Source organism: Pseudomonas sp. AC112 (assembly GCF_979253545.1).
The window spans coordinates 6,286,716-6,301,421 of sequence record NZ_CEEDCM010000001.1 but is presented as its reverse complement, the minus strand read 5'-3'; the positions used below and the strand labels follow the sequence as shown (position 1 = coordinate 6,301,421).

Here is a 14,706-nt window from a genome sequence, read left to right as displayed (position 1 = left end):
GATGAACGAAATTGCGGCGTATTCTGTCAGAAATTTCGCAAAATCGTTCACCTGCAGCCTCACACCTTGTCGGACTCTTCCTCAAGTCGATCCATCTCAAACAGCCGCGCCAGTTCTGCCCGCGCTTCCTGGGCGGTTTGCATCACTTTGGCGGCGTCGTCGTACACCGCGTGTTGCGCGGCCAGCACTTGCAGGTCGTGGTTCTTGAAGCGGGTGATACGCGCGTCGGCCTGGGCCTGGCTCAAGCCGAGGCCCACCAGGGTGCGGCGGCTCATTTCCAGGCTGGAATAGAACGTCTCGCGAATCGGCGAGGCGTCCAGGTCCACCAGACGGTGCACATGCTGGCGGTTACGTGCGCGGGCGATGATTTTCATGTGCGGGTAGAGGTTGCGCACCAGCTCGGCAGTCTTGATGTTGATCTCCGGGTCGTCCATGGCGATCACGAAGAACTCTGCCTGGTCGACTTTGGCCGCGTGCAGGATCTCGGGACGTTGCGGGTCACCGTAGAACACCGGCATGCCACCGAAGCTGCGGGTCAGTTCGATGGTTTCCACCGACGTGTCCAGGGCGATAAACGAGATGTTCTGCGCGCGCAGGATCCGCGCCACGATCTGGCCCATACGGCCCATGCCGGCGATGACCACGCGCGGGGCGTCGCTTTCGATGGTGCGGTATTCCTCCGGCACTTCCACCGGCTTGACCTTGGGCTTGAACAGCTTCGGGCACACCAGCAGCAGCAACGGCGTCACCGCCATGGACAGGGTGATGGTCAGCACCAGGATGTCGTAGAGGTGTGGTTCGAACAGGCCCTGGTCGCGGCCGATCTTGAACACCACGAAGGCGAACTCACCGCCCGCCGCCAGCACCACGCCCAGGCGCAGGGCGCTTTCGCGATTGAGGTCACCGACCATGCGGCCCACGGCATACAGCAGCGGCAGTTTCAGGCCGATCAGCAGCAGCGTCAGGCCGATCACCACCAGCGGCGCGCTGATCAGCAGGCTGAGGTTGGCGCCCATGCCCACGCTGATAAAGAACAGGCCCAGCAGCAGGCCCTTGAACGGTTCGATCTGGGATTCCAGTTCGTGGCGGTACTCCGAGTCCGCCAGCAGCAGGCCGGCCAGGAAGGCGCCGAGGGCCATGGACACGCCGACCAGTTCCATCAACCACGCCGTACCGATCACCACCAGCAGCGCGGTGGCGGTAGAGACTTCGCGCAGGCCGGTCTTGGCAACGATGCGAAACACCGGGCGCAACAGGTAGCGTCCGCCGATGATCACCACCGCGATGCTGCCGAGAATCTGCAACACATGCTGCAAACCCTGGGCTTCGGTGGTCGGGTGATCGCTGCCGGCCAGCAGTGGCACCATGGCGATCAGTGGGATCGCGGCGATGTCCTGAAACAGCAGGATGGCAAACGCCAGGCGGCCGTGGGGTTGGTTCAGTTCCTTGCGCTCGGCCAGGCTTTGCAGGCCAAACGCGGTGGACGACAGCGCCAGGCCCAGGCCCAGCACAATTGCGCTGTTCCACGATTGGCCAAACAGCCACAGCGCCACCACCCCCATGACCAGCCCGGTGAGCAGCACCTGCGCCAGGCCGACGCCAAACACGGCCTTGCGCATCACCCACAACCGCTTGGGCGACAGTTCGAGGCCGATGATGAACAACAGCAACACCACGCCCAGCTCGGAGAACTGCGCGACGCTTTGCGGGTTGCCGATCAGGCCCAGCACCGACGGGCCAATGATCACACCGGCGAACAGATAGCCCAGCACCGCGCCCAATTGCAGGCGCTTGGCCAGGGGCACGGTCAGCACGGCGGCGAGCAGGAACACCACCGCTGCTTGTAACAGGTTGCCTTCATGGGGCATTGCGAACTCCAGGATCTCTAAAACCAATCAACAGGGGTGTATTAGAGCGCTTTTTACATTTCGAAAATTGTGTTTTTGAGCGGGATGGGAAGAGACTCAGGTAAAACGCTTTTTGACAGGTTGAATTTTTTATTCCTTTGGTGGAATATTTTGTGCGGTCGAATGCTGGTTGGGAGGGCCGTCACCATGGCTAAGAAATTCGCTGAACTGCAAGCGCGCATGACGCCGCAATCCCGGGCCGAAGCCAAGCTGTTGTTTCAGCAGCATCTGCAGGAAATGCCACTGCATGAGCTGCGCAAAGCCCAGCAGTTAAGCCAGGCGAGCCTGGCTAAAGCACTGAACATCAACCAGGCGGCCGTCTCCAAGATGGAGCGGCGCACCGACATGTACATCAGCACGTTGCGCGACTATATCCGCGCGATGGGCGGCGAGTTGGAGATTATTGCCACGTTTCCCGATGGTCAGGTCAAGATCGACAATTTCGCCTGCTGAAAGCGGTTGCAGCTATCCAGAAGGTCATCCTTGTGAACCAACTTCTCGCCATGCGTGCCTTTGTTCGCGTCGTCGAAACCAGCTCCTTCAGTCGTGCATCCGACCAGTTGGCGCTGCCGCGCTCCACCGTGAGCAAGCTGATCACCGACCTTGAGAAGCACCTCGGCATCAAGCTGATGCACCGCACCACACGGGCTTTGGCGCCAACGTCCGAGGGGTTGGAGTATTACCAACATGCCCGGCGCCTGGTCGTAGAGTTGGACGAAGTAGACAGCGCCATCCGCGGGCAAGTCCTCAAGCCTGGCGGGCATCTGCGGGTGGATGCGCCGGCGTCGTTTGCCAATTGCCTGCTGATTCCGGCGCTGGTGGATTTTCATCGCGAGTATCCCGATATCACCATTGCCTTGGGTATCAGTGATCGTTCGGTGAATATTGTGGGGGAAGGGGTGGACTGCGTGATCCGCGCCGGCAAGCTGGATGACATGGCGATGATCGGGCGCAAGATAGTCGATCTGGAATACCTGACCTGTGCCGCTCCTGATTACCTGGAGCGACGAGGTGTGCCGGTTTCCCCGGAGGATTTGGCGCACAACCATCTCAAGGCCGGCTATTTTTTTGCCGGATCCGGTAAGGCGGAGCCGCTGATTTTCGAGCAGGGTGACAGGCGCATCGAACTGGGCGATTGCGCCTATTCCACCAATGAAGGCAACGGCCTCAAGGAAATGCTGCTCGCCGGGCTGGGCGTCGGGCAGCATTTCAAATCCATCGTTCAGTACTACGTGGACAGCGGCCAATTGGTACGCGTGCTGCCGCAGTGGTCGCGCCCGGCCACGCCGCTGCATATCCTTTACCCACCCAATCGTCACCAGAGCGCGCGGCTCAAGGTGTTTGTCGAGTGGGTGATACGGACGTTCGGGGTCAGGGAATAATCGCGGTCACGCGGATTTCCACGCGCATGGTCGGCAAACCCAGGGATTCGACACCGACTTGCGTCCAGATCGGCGCATGGTGGGGCATGTACTGGCGGTAGTGCTTGACCATCGCCTCGTTGACTTCGGGGGGGAAGCCACCGACGTGGTAGGAGTTGACGTGAATCACGTGCTCCCAACGTGCGCCGGCGGTGGCCAGGGTGCGTTCCAGGTTATGGAACGCTTGGGCGATTTCCTCGGCCAGGTCGGTGGGAATCTGGAACTCATCGTCCCAGCCGCCCTGGCCTGAGGTTTCCACGCGATTACCGACTTTTACTGCTTGCGAGTAATGCAGGTGCTCGCGCATGTAATCGCCGTAGCCTGGAGTGACAAAAAATTCGGGCGTGCTCATGGTGTTTCCTCACGTTCAGTACAAGACCGGACCCAAGTTAAAGCAGCCAATACGCGAACAAAATCCCGAATTTATGCCATGACTATCTATCCATATGGACAATCGGTTGCGGTTCGGCAGGCGCCAGGTTGACCGGCTTGCGGTACAGGCCCACAGCCAGCCCCGCGATGATGATGCCGATGGAGATCAGGTTGGGCGTAGAAATGCGCTCATCAAGCATCAGCATCGAACTGGTGATGCCGAACACCGGAATCAGCAACGACAGCGGCGCCACGGTAGACACCGGGTACAGCTTGAGCAGCGAGTTCCAGCCCCAGTAGGCAAAGTGCGTCGCCAGGTACACCTGGAACAGGATCGACAGGACCGCCGTGAGGTCGAGGCTGGTTTGCAAGCCCTCGAAGGCGGCGCCGCCGTGCATCAACCAGGCCGTGAGGAACAGCGGGATCGGCGGGATCAGGCTGGCCCAGACCATGAACGAGAAGATCTCCTTGACCCCGGATTTCTTGATGATGACGTTGCCCACGCTCCAGGCCACCGCGCTGAGCACGATCAGCATGACGCCCAGCACGGCGTGGTTGCCTTCCTGGGTGGAGATGATCCCTGCCAGGCCGACCAAGGCCAACACGGCGCCGACCATCTGCGCGCCACGGATTTTCTCTTTGAACAGCACAAAGCCCCAGCCCATGGTGAAGAACACGCTGAGTTGAATGATCAATGAAGCAATACCGGGGCTCACCCCCACCTGGATGCCGTAGTTGATCACGCCCCACATGCCCAGCCCGAAGATGAAGCCGTAGGCGGCCACATAGCTGAACTTGACGGCGGGGCGCTTGATAAAGAACACCAGCGGCAGGGCGGCGAGGGCGAAGCGGATACCCGTAAGCACAAATGGGTCGATGGCACGCAGGCCCAATTTGGTGATGGGAAAGTTAACCCCCCATACCAGGGTGACGAGCACGGCGAGTGATAAATGTTTTTTCAGCATGGACCCTCCTTGGGTCAGGCGGCACACCGCAAACGCGGTGCGCCACCGGGAAGTCAGTTCAAGGCGAACCGTTTTTGCATCAGGCACAGCCCGGCGATTTCCATCAGCAGGTTGTCTGCCGAAGCGCGTTGGGCGGGGGACAAGCTTGGCAGGGTTGCCAGCAAGGCGCGTATTTTACGTGGATCGAAGAACGGCACGTTGCTCAATGCCGGGCCGCTCAATACGTCGTTGATCATTTCATACAGCTTCGATTGCGGGCTTTCGGACGCCGGTGGCGCGCGGAAGTATTGTTTCTTGCGGTCCAGCACGGCTTGCGGCACGTATGGGCGCATGGCCTCGCGCAGGGCGTATTTTTCGGTGGCGCCGCGCACTTTCATGTTCACCGGCAAGCGGCACGCCGCCTCGATCACCTGGTGATCCAGCAGTGGCGGACGGCCCTCCAGGCTGCCGGCCATTTCCATGCGGTCGCCCAGGGACGTCAGTACCACGTTGGGCAGGCTGGACTTGGCCACCACGTACAGCGAGCGATTGACCGGTTCCCAACCGTTGAGCGCCCGTGGGCTCAGGCGGTCGTAGAACTCGCGATAGGCATCGGTATTGCTGAAGCGCTCACGGAAGTCATCGTGGTACAGCTGCGCCAGGGGGCCGAACAACGCCGATTGGGTTTGCAGCCAGGACACGCCGTGGCCCAGTTCGTCCTGCACCCATTTCACATCGTTCCTGGCACCGGGCAGGTAGCGATCTTCGCTGGCGTGCAGGCGCCGGGTGAGTTCGGCGATGGCCGTCGGGTCCTGGTTTTCGTGGTTGTACAGCACCATGTCGCGGCGATAGTGCGGGTAGCCACCGAAGACTTCGTCGGCGCCTTCACCGGTCAGCACCGCGCGCATGCCCTGGCTCTGCACGTATTTGCACAGCAGGTACTTGGCCACGCTATGGGCGTTGGCGAAGGGCATCTCGGCATGCCACAGGGCATTTTCAAAGTTGTCCGCCATGTCGGAAGAGTTCACCGACAGCACGTTGAGGTGGGCGCGGTTGTGCCGGGCGGCCACTTCGGCGTATTGGCGTTCGTCGTAGGCTTGCTCGCCCTCGAAGGACAGGTGGAATGCCTGCAAAGGTTGGCCAGTCAGCTCGGTGGCAATACCGAGCATGGCCGACGAATCCAGACCGCCGCTGAGGCACACGCCCACCGGCACATCGGCGTGCAGGCGCAGGCGCACGGATTCTTCGATGGTGTGGCGCAGCGAGTCGATCATCTCGGCTTCACTGCGTTGCTCGGTGGCCTGGGCGTCGGGGAAATCCCAGTCCCAGTACTGTTCGGTTTGCAGGCCGCTTTCGTCAGCGATGATCCAGCAGCCGGGTTTTACGCTGCGAATATTGTTGAACACAGTCCGGTCGCGCAGGATAAAGCCCCGGTTGGCGTAGGCTTCGTGGTCCCACTGCGCGGGTACACCGGCGGCGAGCAAGGCTTTGATTTCGGACGCGAAGTACCAGGCGCCTTCATGCTCGGTGTAGTACAGCGGCTTGACGCCCACGCGGTCACGCACCGCAAACAGCTTTTTGCGCAGACGATCAAAGATCAGGATGGTGAACTCGCCGCGCAGTTGCTTGAGGCCGCGGACGCCATGGCGGCGGTACAGGTGCATGGCGATTTCGCTGTCGGACGAGGTCTTGAAGCGGCAACCGTCGCCCTCCAGCTCGGCGCGAATGCGTTGATAGTCATAGAACTCGCCATTGACCATCATCACCAGGTCGCCTTCGTCGGCGACGATCGGCTGGGTGCCGTTGCCCAGGCCGACCAGGCCCAGGCGCACATAACCGAAGGCGGCCTGGCCCTTGGGGTCGAACCACTGGCTGGAGCTGTCCGGGCCACGGTGATGGATCGCACGCAGGGCGGCATCGAACATGTTGGGGTTGAACGCACGAGGTTGTTTGGCAAAGACGCCAATGTATCCACACATGACATTTACTCTTATGAAATTGTGAGGGTCAGCAGCACGCTGGGTTCAAACGGTGATGGCCGGTTCGCTCATCACGGGCAGCTCAGGCAGCACCGCTTCGGGGTGTATGCCAATGGAGCTGAGGATCTCGGGCATGGCCGAGTAGTCCGCTTCGCCGGTCTCGGTGAATTGAGTCGGTAGCAGCAGCGATTGGTCGCCGAACACTTCGAGCAGTTGCGGCAGGATGATTCGCCACGCCGAAATCTCGCGCATCGGGAAGATCCGGATCGAGTTGGCGATGCCCCGGGTGAACAAGGCGGTTTGCTGCGCGGTGAAGTCACCGACCACCTGCTGCACGAACAGCGGGAAGATGTGCTTGTGCACCAGCTCGTCTTTTTTGTGCAGGGCCACCACGTGACGGAACACCGGCTGGATGTCCGGCGCGTCGCTGAGGTCGGCCAGGTAGTCGCTGATAAAGGTCTCCGAGACCAGCGAAAAGGCCAGGCGGTAGACCTTGAAGTCCGCCTCCGACAGGGTGGCCTGGGCCTGGCTCAGGTGGCGGGTCAATTCCAGTTCTGGCCATTTGATGCGCATGCCGCGCTGGGTAATTGCCAGCTCACACATGTTGATCGAAAACAGCGTGTGATAAGCCTCATCCGCCAGGGTTTCGGAAATCGTCGCGGCGCTGGCGGAGCTCAGGCGCGAGCCCAACTGCAGCAGGTCGATGCAGGACGGGCAGATGATCTCGGTTTCGATGGCGATGGTTTTCTGGTTGTAGATGACCCAGCCGGCCGACAGGATCAGCAGCTTCAGGGCATGGGGATAATCCTGGTAATGCGGGTCATGGGCGAAAGGTAACAGGGCCTCGAGAAAGTCCGGCGCTTGCAGGTCCAGCTGGATATCCGGGCGTTGGGAATCGAGCTTGATCTGTGCGCGTTTATGCCAGCTGCGTTCGATTTTGATCAATCGTTCATCGGTCGCGTCATTGCTGCGATAAAGATCGTCTAGAGTGCTGTGCTGAAACATGGTTTCACCGGGTTGATAGTGAGTTGTGAAGGCCATCCATGGTTTGCCGAGGGGCGCCCGGCAACGTTCACGACCGGGAGTTACACCGCTGGCGCGGTCTGGATCTTGTCCTTCTTGCGATCCAGGAAGTCCGCCAGGCGATCCTGTGTGCGGGTGTCGGACGACACCACTGCGGCAATCAAGGCTTCCGTCATCAGGCCGTCCTGCTGGCTCTGATCGACAATCCGTGGGAGCACGTGGGTCACCGCGTAGTTGGTCATGGGCAGGTTGCCGGCGATCTTGTGCGCCAGCTCGGTGGCCTTGAGCACCGCCTGGCCGACCGGCACCAGGTACTGCGCCACGCCGCGTTCATAGCTTTCCTTGGCGTAGAGCGTGCGGCCGGTGAGCATCATGTCGGTCATCAGGGCAATACCGGCGATGCGCGGGAAACGCACCGAGGCGCCGACGCCGACATACAGGCCACGCATGGCTTCGGGCAGCGAGAAGAAGGCGCTGTCATCCACGACGCGCAGGCTGCAGGCGGTGGCGATTTCCAGCCCGCCACCGATGGCGGCGCCGGTAATGGCCGCGACCACGGGCACCTTGCCGAACTGGATCAGTTCGAAGGTCTTGTGCCATTCGCGGAAGGCCTGGACGTTATCGATGACCGATTGATCGCGGATTTCCGACAGGTCCAACCCCGTGCAGAAATGCTGGCTGGTGCTGTAGAGCACGGCGGCGCCAATACCTTCGGGTATGTTGGTGAAGGTATCGCGCAGTTCGTGCATGACTTCCAGAGACATGGCGTTTCGCTTCTGCGGGCGGTTGAGTCCCACCATCAGAACGGCGCCGTCTACGCTTACGTCCAAGTAGTTTTTGACACTCATTTTCCGAATATCCCTTCGATATGAACCCAACTTGGGGAGCGACGATTCTAGGTGGCAGACTAATGGCCCGCTTGCTATGTCAGGTCATACTTTGACAAAATCGGGCCATGCCGCCGACCTTCACTTTTTCGCCCTATGAACCCGATAGCCCCGAAGCGGTGGTGACGCTGCGCGAATACCCGTCCGGCACTGTGTTTCCCAGGCATACCCATCGGCGCGGGCAGTTCGCCTACGCCTCGACCGGCGCGTTGAAAATGTTCACCGACCTGGGTAACTGGGTAGTGCCGCCCCAGCGGGCGATCTGGGTGCCGGGCGGGGTGTCGCACGAAATGCACATGCGCGGCGATGTGGTGATGCTCAATACCTACCTGGATGACGACGCGGCCCGACGCGCCGGTTTGCAGGACTATTGCCAGGTGTTTGGCGTCTCGCCGCTGTTGCGCCATCTATTGGAGGCGGCGCTGGCGATTGGGCCATCGGCCTCGCCCAGCGTGCGCGATCGTTGCGTGCTGACCTTGCTGGTCGACGAAATCGGCACCATGCCCGAGCTGCCGTTGAGCGCGCCGCTGCCTTCGGAATCGCGGCTGGCCCGTTCTTGTCAGCGTTTTCTTGAAGCGCCCACACAGAAAATCTCCATCTGCGAGATGGCAGACTGGTCGAGCATGAGCCGGCGCACCTTTACGCGTAACTTTCGTGAGTGCACGGGCATGACCTTTGTGTCGTGGCGTCAGCAGGTTTGCCTGCTGGAGGCGACGGCGCGGCTCAGCCACGGCTCGTCCATTACCGATGTGGCGTTCGAGTTGGGTTTCAGCAGCTCCAGCGCGTTCACCTCGGTGTTCCGCCGTAACCTGGGCGATTCACCGGCGCGATACCTGGCCAAGTCCAAGGCGGCTTCCATCTTCTGAAAGGAAGAGGGGGCCAACGTGGTGCCTTTTGCCCCAGCGGTACGACGTTGAGCCGCGCCCTTTGTTACTATCGCCGTCCCTTGTCACCAGGAGTCACCGCCCCATGCAGCACCAGTGGGATGAAATGCACCGCACCCGCAAGCCCACGTTCCTACTGTGCGGCGAGCCTCAGGGCGATGTGCTCAATCTCTATGTTCACGGTTATTCGGCGTTCTTCAACCGGCAACAATTGGGCAGCTTCAAGGCGCAGTTGGCGGGCATCGAGGGCTCCACCAACCTGATGCTGTTCTGGCCGGCGGGGCATTTCCTGGAGAACCTGTTTGCACCGTTCAAGGATGTGATCGGCGCAATGCTTGGCGGCGGCAGCCTGGGCGCGGCGACTGTCGGGGTGGGCAAGGCAATTGCGTATTTCCTCGATCACTACAAAAGCGTCGAGGCACGGGTGGACGAGGTCGCCAGGAGCTTGCTGCCCGAATTGGCCAATTACCTGCACGGCGAGTCCCTGGCAGTCCGGCGTATCAACCTGATTGGCCATTCCCTTGGCGCACGCATTCTGGTCAAGAGCCTGCTCGCCAATCCCGAGACCGCCCGTGAGCTGCCATTGGACAATCTGCTGTTGATGGGCGGGGCGATCTGCACGTCGAGCCCGTGGGATGATGTATCGGCGCCGCTCAGCGGGCGCGTGATCAATTGCCACTCCAGCAAAGACTGGGCGCTGGCCCTGAAACCGGATACCGAGCGTTGCATCGGCCGCTATGCGATCCCGGTAACGCCGGCGCTCAAGGCCAAGGTCACCAACGTGCACTTGGCGACCTTCGATCATGCCGCCTACTGGCCGCAGTTGCAGACGGTGGTGCAGTACACCGACCTGTTGCACGAGCGGCGCGGCATGATCCGCTCCGACCAGCGCAGCCCGCAGGTACGTTTTGCCGAAGAGGACGCGGAGCTGTTTCCGGCGCTGGTGCAGGCGCGGCCCGAGGAGTTGAAGTTTCTCGCTGAACTGATGGCGCAAAAGCGCAGTGCGACCATCGACGCCACAGTGCGCGAGCCGCTCAAGCTGGCCATCGAGTTGCAGCGCATGGGCGGCGACAGCTTTATGAACCTTGCCCGTGGCCACGGCGTGAGTTACCGCCAGATCGCCGAAGATGTGGTGCAGCGGCTGGGTATCAAATTCGATGAGCCGCTCAATACCGTCGACTTGGCCGACCTTGAAGCCCAGGTCGCCGAAAAGCTCATCGAGCAGTACAAGGACAAACTCAGCAACGCTGACCGCCAGGTGTTCGACGCCGAACTCAAGGCCGCCGCGCAAAAGGAGCAGGGCTTGTTCAACCGTTTCGATGTCGGCCGATCGGCGACCACCGCGTTGAGCGGCACGGCGCTCGCCGGGTTGACCGGGTTTATCCTGCGTCGTGGCGCGGCCACGGCCATCCCGGTGGTGGGCCAGGCACTGGCCGCAGCGATGCTGCTGGTGAGCGGGGTCCGCGCATTTTCCGGCCCGGCGTATTCAATCACCACCCTGGCGGTGCTGGTGATAGGTGTGATCCGCCAGCGCATGGAGCGTGAAGCGCTGAACCAGGAGATGGACCTGGTGGTGCAAGTGGTCGAAGCGTTCGACTTGCCACGGGAGACGGTGATGCGCACGGTCGCATCCGACTGATAAGCTGCGTCTCTATCGAGTGTGTTTGCCTGGGATACCGCGTGAAATTCAGCCTGCCAAAAATCGCTACCGCCCCCTTTTGCCCGCCGGAAGTCGCCGGTTCCGTCGCCGTTGACCCCAAGGCTTCGTTCTTCAAGCGCGCGCTGATGTTCGCCGGCCCAGGCTTGCTGATCTCCATTGGCTACATGGACCCAGGCAACTGGGCCACGGCCATCGAGGCGGGCTCACGCTACGGTTACAACCTGCTGTTCGTGGTGTTGCTGGCCAGCCTGGCGGGGATGGCGGTGCAGTGCCTGTGCTCGCGGTTGGGCATTGCCACCGGAAAAGACCTGGCGCAACTGTGCCGTGAGCGCTACAGCAAGCGATCCGCACGCACCCAGTGGGTGCTTGCGGAAATCTCCATCATTGCCACCGACCTCGCCGAAGTACTCGGCTGTGCCCTGGCCTTTCACCTGCTGCTGGGGGTGTCACTGACCACCGGCATTGTCATCACTGCCTTCGATACCTTGTTGATCCTGGCTCTGCAGAACCGCGGTTTCCGCCGCCTTGAAGCGATCATGCTGGCGCTGGTGGCCACCATCGGCGTGTGTTTCTTCATCGAACTGGTCCTGATCAAACCTTACTGGCCCGATGTGTTCAGTGGTTTCACCCCATCGCTGTCGGCCATCAGCGATGCTGCGCCGCTGTACCTGGCCATCGGTATTCTCGGGGCCACGGTAATGCCCCATAACCTCTACCTGCACAGCTCCATCGTGCAAACCCGCCTGATCGGCAAGGACCTCGCCAGCAAACAGGACGCGGTCAAGCTGGCGCGTATCGACACCATCGGCTCACTGGCCCTGGCTTTGCTGGTCAATGCCGCGATCCTGGTACTCGCCGCCGCCGCCTTCCACAAGACGGGCCACACCGACGTGGTGGAAATCCAGGACGCCTACCACCTGCTCGATCCTCTGGTGGGCGGCGCGTTTGCCAGCATCCTGTTCGGCATCGCCCTGTTGGCCTCCGGGCAAAGCTCCACCTTTACCGGCACCATCGCCGGGCAAGTGATCATGGAGGGCTACCTCAACCTGCGCATTCCCTGCTGGCAACGGCGCCTGATCACGCGCGGGCTGGCGCTGATCCCGGCATTCCTGGGCGTATGGCTGATGGGCGACGATGCCATTGGCAAGCTGCTGATCCTCAGCCAGGTGGTACTCAGCCTGCAGTTGCCGTTTGCGCTGTATCCATTGATCCGCATGACCGGCGACAAACAGCTGATGGGGCCGTTCGTGAATCGCCTGCCCACCCGGTTGCTGGCGTGGTTCCTGTTTGCAGTGATCAGCGGGGCGAATGCCTGGTTGATTGGGCAGTGGGTGTTGGGTTGACAGTTCAGGTTGATCAAGAGGACCTGTGTCCAGCGTGTGCTTGATCTAACGTCACCGTAGTTCCTGCGCATGTCGTATTCATGAACGCTGTCCCATCGCGGAAGTTGCCCACGTCTGCCGCACTACGCTTTGCCCAAAAATACTGGCCGGCAAAATCAGATCCTACCTACTTTTTGAGGTAGGAAATGCCCTCAGTGGTGCGCTTCTACAGGTCACCGATCCCAATACGGCACACTCCCAAAACACTCAACAAAGTAATCAATCACCGTGCGCACCTTCAGTGACAGGCGCCGGCTTCCCGGCCACAGCGCCGCAATCTGCTGCGGCTCCAGGGTCGTCGCCACTTCGTACTCCGTCAGCACCGCGTGCAAAGTGCCTGCACGCAGGCCTTCGCCGATCAACCAGGAAGGAAACACCACCAGCCCCAGCCCCTGCTCGGCGGCGTGGGTCAGGGTGTCGGCGTGGTTGCCGGTGATCGGGCCCTTGACGCTATAGGGTGTCCAGTCTCCCTGGCCCTTGCGGAAGAACCAGCGTTGCTGGCCGGTGATGCCTTTGTAGGCCAGGCACTGGTGGTTGCTCAGTTCGTCGGGGTGTTGGGGCGTGCCATGCCGGGCCAGGTAGGCAGGGCTGGCGGCAATCCGAAAGCGCTGGGGCGCGAAGATGCGTGCCTGCATGCTGGAGTCGTTGAGTACGCCGATGCGGAACAGCAGGTCGGTGCCATCTTGCAGGGGGTCGACGTAGGTGTCGGTCTGCTGGATATCCAGTTGCAGCTTCGGGTAGCGCCGGCACAACTCGCCCAACCATGGGGAAATGTGGCGCTGGCCGAAGACCATCGGCGCATTGATGCGCACCAGGCCGCTGGGTTCGCTTTCCTGTTCCTGCAGGGCTTGGCCGGCGGCTTCGAGTTGTTCGAGCATCAACCGCGCATGCCGCCCGAGCAGGCGTCCGGCCTCGGTAGGGCTGACCGCGCGGGTGTGGCGGTACAGCAACTGTTGGCCGAGGGCCTGTTCCATCAACTGTATCTGGCGGGAGATGGAGGAGGGCGCGAGGCCCTCACGGCGGGCCACTTCGGAAAAGCTGCCGAAATCCAGCACGGCGACAAACAGGCGCAGCGCCTTGAAGCTCAATTCATTCAGGCCTTGCATCATGCCTCCAGGTTGTGCGTTTTGCGCAAAGGTGTTGTCGGCATGCTCCCATTTATCGCACAGGACGGCCACCGGATAATGCGCGTCATCCAATCCTTCGTTGATGTGCAGGTGATGTATGCAAGCAAGTGCTGTTGAGGGCGTGGCGCACGCCAAACCGAAGAAAAATGCCCTGCGGCTGCTGTTGCTGCCGCTGGTGATCCTGGCCGGCATGGGCCTGTCGGTGGAGGCGGGGTTACTCGGACCGCTGGGTGTGCAGGTCGGCCATCTGTGGGCAACCCTGAGCATTTTCGGGGTGGGCTCGGCGATCCTGTATCTGCTGCTGTTGTTCAGTGGCCCGCAAAAGGGCCCGGCGCTGTCCGAGCTGCCGCGCTGGCAGTTGATCGGCGGTTTCCTGGGGCCGATCTACGTGGTGGTGCTCACGCTCGCCACGCCGCATATCGGCATTGCGATGACCATGATCGCGATTTTGTCCGGCCAGGTAGGCAAGAGTGTGTTGATCGACCATTTCGGCTGGTTCGGCACAGCGCGCAAGCGGGTCAATGGTGAACGCTGGATTGCCCTGGCGTTGATTGTGGTGGCACTTGTTCTGATTGCACGGGGTTAAGGCGATGAATCTGATTCTGTTATTGGTTGTTGTGGTTGCCGCCGGTGCGGTGTTGAGTGTGCAGGCGGCTATCAATGGTCGCCTGGGTCAGACCGTAGGTGTGTTGCGTGGCAGCCTGGTGACCTTTGTGGTCGGGGCGATTGTCACCGCGTTGCTGATCCTGTTCTTTGAACCCGCCCAGTCAGTGAGCCTGTTGCAGGTGCCGAAATGGCAACTCACCGGCGCGTTGTTCGGCGTGGTGTACATGATGGTGATGGTCGGCGCGGTGCCGGTGGTCGGCACGGCCGTCGCGACCGTCGCGGTGATCGTCGGCCAATTGGGCATGGGCATGTTGATCGACAATTTTGGCTGGCTGGGCAACCCGGCTATCGAATTGTCGGGCAGCCGGATCGTGGCGATGGCCTGCCTGGCGTTGGCGTTGGTGTTCATGTACCGCAGCAATACGCGCACCGACTGATGGTTTGAACCATCGACGGCGGGCCACAGTCACTGCTTAAGGTGCCGGCGCCCGCCGCACCGGGACGACCATGAAGA

General features: G+C 61.2%; 14 protein-coding genes. 7 read left to right on the top strand and 7 right to left on the bottom strand.

The features are described 5' to 3' along the window. Nucleotides 1–59: 59 nt before the first annotated feature. Nucleotides 60–1,868, bottom strand: coding sequence for a monovalent cation:proton antiporter-2 (CPA2) family protein (locus AC0IYN_RS28890; protein WP_471844471.1), 1,809 nt, complete (start codon nucleotides 1,866–1,868; stop codon nucleotides 60–62). 186 nt (nucleotides 1,869–2,054) lie between these two features. On the opposite strand from AC0IYN_RS28890, the gene AC0IYN_RS28885 reads away from it, so the two are divergent. Together AC0IYN_RS28885 and AC0IYN_RS28880 are read left to right on the top strand one after the other, a co-directional pair. Then, nucleotides 2,055–2,360, top strand: a complete 306-nt coding sequence (locus AC0IYN_RS28885) for an XRE family transcriptional regulator (protein WP_122726305.1) — start codon at nucleotides 2,055–2,057, stop codon at nucleotides 2,358–2,360. 32 nt (nucleotides 2,361–2,392) lie between these two features. Next, a complete protein-coding gene (locus AC0IYN_RS28880) occupies nucleotides 2,393–3,289 on the top strand; it encodes a LysR family transcriptional regulator (protein WP_471844468.1) in 897 nt (298 codons plus the stop codon). Here AC0IYN_RS28880 and AC0IYN_RS28875 read toward each other — a convergent pair. The 5 genes from AC0IYN_RS28875 to AC0IYN_RS28855 form a co-directional block, all read right to left on the bottom strand. Continuing rightward, nucleotides 3,279–3,680 (bottom strand): RidA family protein, encoded by a 402-nt coding sequence (locus AC0IYN_RS28875; RefSeq protein ID WP_100491029.1) that lies wholly within the window; start codon nucleotides 3,678–3,680, stop codon nucleotides 3,279–3,281. The two genes, AC0IYN_RS28880 and AC0IYN_RS28875, sit on opposite strands and share 11 nt — an antisense overlap. A gap of 82 nt (nucleotides 3,681–3,762) precedes the next feature. Continuing rightward, complete coding sequence (locus AC0IYN_RS28870) at nucleotides 3,763–4,665, bottom strand: EamA family transporter (RefSeq protein ID WP_078047914.1); 903 nt, start codon at nucleotides 4,663–4,665, stop codon at nucleotides 3,763–3,765. A gap of 53 nt (nucleotides 4,666–4,718) precedes the next feature. Continuing rightward, complete coding sequence (gene asnB / locus AC0IYN_RS28865; RefSeq protein ID WP_471844465.1) at nucleotides 4,719–6,623, bottom strand: asparagine synthase (glutamine-hydrolyzing); 1,905 nt, start codon at nucleotides 6,621–6,623, stop codon at nucleotides 4,719–4,721. A 45-nt stretch (nucleotides 6,624–6,668) separates the two neighbouring features. Then, the gene (locus tag AC0IYN_RS28860; RefSeq protein ID WP_406597155.1) at nucleotides 6,669–7,628 is read right to left on the bottom strand and encodes a diiron oxygenase; all 960 of its coding nucleotides are present in this window, start codon (nucleotides 7,626–7,628) and stop codon (nucleotides 6,669–6,671) included. Between the two features lie 80 nt (nucleotides 7,629–7,708). Continuing rightward, nucleotides 7,709–8,494 carry a crotonase/enoyl-CoA hydratase family protein gene (locus AC0IYN_RS28855; protein WP_406597156.1) on the bottom strand — a complete coding sequence of 262 codons (786 nt, stop codon included), beginning with the start codon at nucleotides 8,492–8,494 and terminating at the stop codon, nucleotides 7,709–7,711. 107 nt (nucleotides 8,495–8,601) lie between these two features. Here AC0IYN_RS28855 and AC0IYN_RS28850 point away from each other — a divergent pair, with 107 nt between their 5' ends. The 3 genes from AC0IYN_RS28850 to AC0IYN_RS28840 all read left to right on the top strand — a co-directional run bounded on the left by AC0IYN_RS28850 (nucleotide 8,602) and on the right by AC0IYN_RS28840 (nucleotide 12,420). Then, nucleotides 8,602–9,399, top strand: a complete 798-nt coding sequence (locus AC0IYN_RS28850; RefSeq protein WP_406597157.1) for an AraC family transcriptional regulator — start codon at nucleotides 8,602–8,604, stop codon at nucleotides 9,397–9,399. A gap of 103 nt (nucleotides 9,400–9,502) precedes the next feature. After that, the gene (locus AC0IYN_RS28845; protein WP_471844462.1) at nucleotides 9,503–11,056 is read left to right on the top strand and encodes a DUF726 domain-containing protein; all 1,554 of its coding nucleotides are present in this window, start codon (nucleotides 9,503–9,505) and stop codon (nucleotides 11,054–11,056) included. Between the two features lie 41 nt (nucleotides 11,057–11,097). Then, the gene (locus AC0IYN_RS28840) at nucleotides 11,098–12,420 is read left to right on the top strand and encodes an Nramp family divalent metal transporter (protein ID WP_078047920.1); all 1,323 of its coding nucleotides are present in this window, start codon (nucleotides 11,098–11,100) and stop codon (nucleotides 12,418–12,420) included. 212 nt (nucleotides 12,421–12,632) lie between these two features. Here the strand turns inward: AC0IYN_RS28840 and AC0IYN_RS28835 are convergent, their stop codons facing one another. Then, nucleotides 12,633–13,565, bottom strand: coding sequence for a LysR family transcriptional regulator (locus tag AC0IYN_RS28835; protein ID WP_406597159.1), 933 nt, complete (start codon nucleotides 13,563–13,565; stop codon nucleotides 12,633–12,635). Nucleotides 13,566–13,683: 118 nt separating this feature from the next. Between AC0IYN_RS28835 and AC0IYN_RS28830 the strand changes: the two genes are divergently transcribed. Both AC0IYN_RS28830 and AC0IYN_RS28825 read left to right on the top strand, forming a co-directional pair. Continuing rightward, complete coding sequence (locus AC0IYN_RS28830; protein WP_078047922.1) at nucleotides 13,684–14,172, top strand: DMT family transporter; 489 nt, start codon at nucleotides 13,684–13,686, stop codon at nucleotides 14,170–14,172. A gap of 4 nt (nucleotides 14,173–14,176) precedes the next feature. Continuing rightward, nucleotides 14,177–14,629, top strand: a complete 453-nt coding sequence (locus tag AC0IYN_RS28825) for a DMT family transporter (protein ID WP_406597160.1) — start codon at nucleotides 14,177–14,179, stop codon at nucleotides 14,627–14,629. Nucleotides 14,630–14,706: the final 77 nt, after the last annotated feature.

Coding starts and splice junctions, on each gene's coding strand:
- AC0IYN_RS28890 (WP_471844471.1), bottom strand. CDS start 1,868: ATGCCCCATGAAGGCAACCTGTTACAAGCAGCGGTGGTGTTCCTGCTC.
- AC0IYN_RS28860 (WP_406597155.1), bottom strand. CDS start 7,628: ATGTTTCAGCACAGCACTCTAGACGATCTTTATCGCAGCAATGACGCG.
- AC0IYN_RS28835 (WP_406597159.1), bottom strand. CDS start 13,565: ATGCAAGGCCTGAATGAATTGAGCTTCAAGGCGCTGCGCCTGTTTGTC.
- AC0IYN_RS28830 (WP_078047922.1), top strand. CDS start 13,684: ATGCAAGCAAGTGCTGTTGAGGGCGTGGCGCACGCCAAACCGAAGAAA.
- AC0IYN_RS28885 (WP_122726305.1), top strand. CDS start 2,055: ATGGCTAAGAAATTCGCTGAACTGCAAGCGCGCATGACGCCGCAATCC.
- AC0IYN_RS28870 (WP_078047914.1), bottom strand. CDS start 4,665: ATGCTGAAAAAACATTTATCACTCGCCGTGCTCGTCACCCTGGTATGG.
- AC0IYN_RS28875 (WP_100491029.1), bottom strand. CDS start 3,680: ATGAGCACGCCCGAATTTTTTGTCACTCCAGGCTACGGCGATTACATG.
- AC0IYN_RS28845 (WP_471844462.1), top strand. CDS start 9,503: ATGCAGCACCAGTGGGATGAAATGCACCGCACCCGCAAGCCCACGTTC.
- AC0IYN_RS28850 (WP_406597157.1), top strand. CDS start 8,602: ATGCCGCCGACCTTCACTTTTTCGCCCTATGAACCCGATAGCCCCGAA.
- asnB (WP_471844465.1), bottom strand. CDS start 6,623: ATGTGTGGATACATTGGCGTCTTTGCCAAACAACCTCGTGCGTTCAAC.
- AC0IYN_RS28825 (WP_406597160.1), top strand. CDS start 14,177: ATGAATCTGATTCTGTTATTGGTTGTTGTGGTTGCCGCCGGTGCGGTG.
- AC0IYN_RS28855 (WP_406597156.1), bottom strand. CDS start 8,494: ATGAGTGTCAAAAACTACTTGGACGTAAGCGTAGACGGCGCCGTTCTG.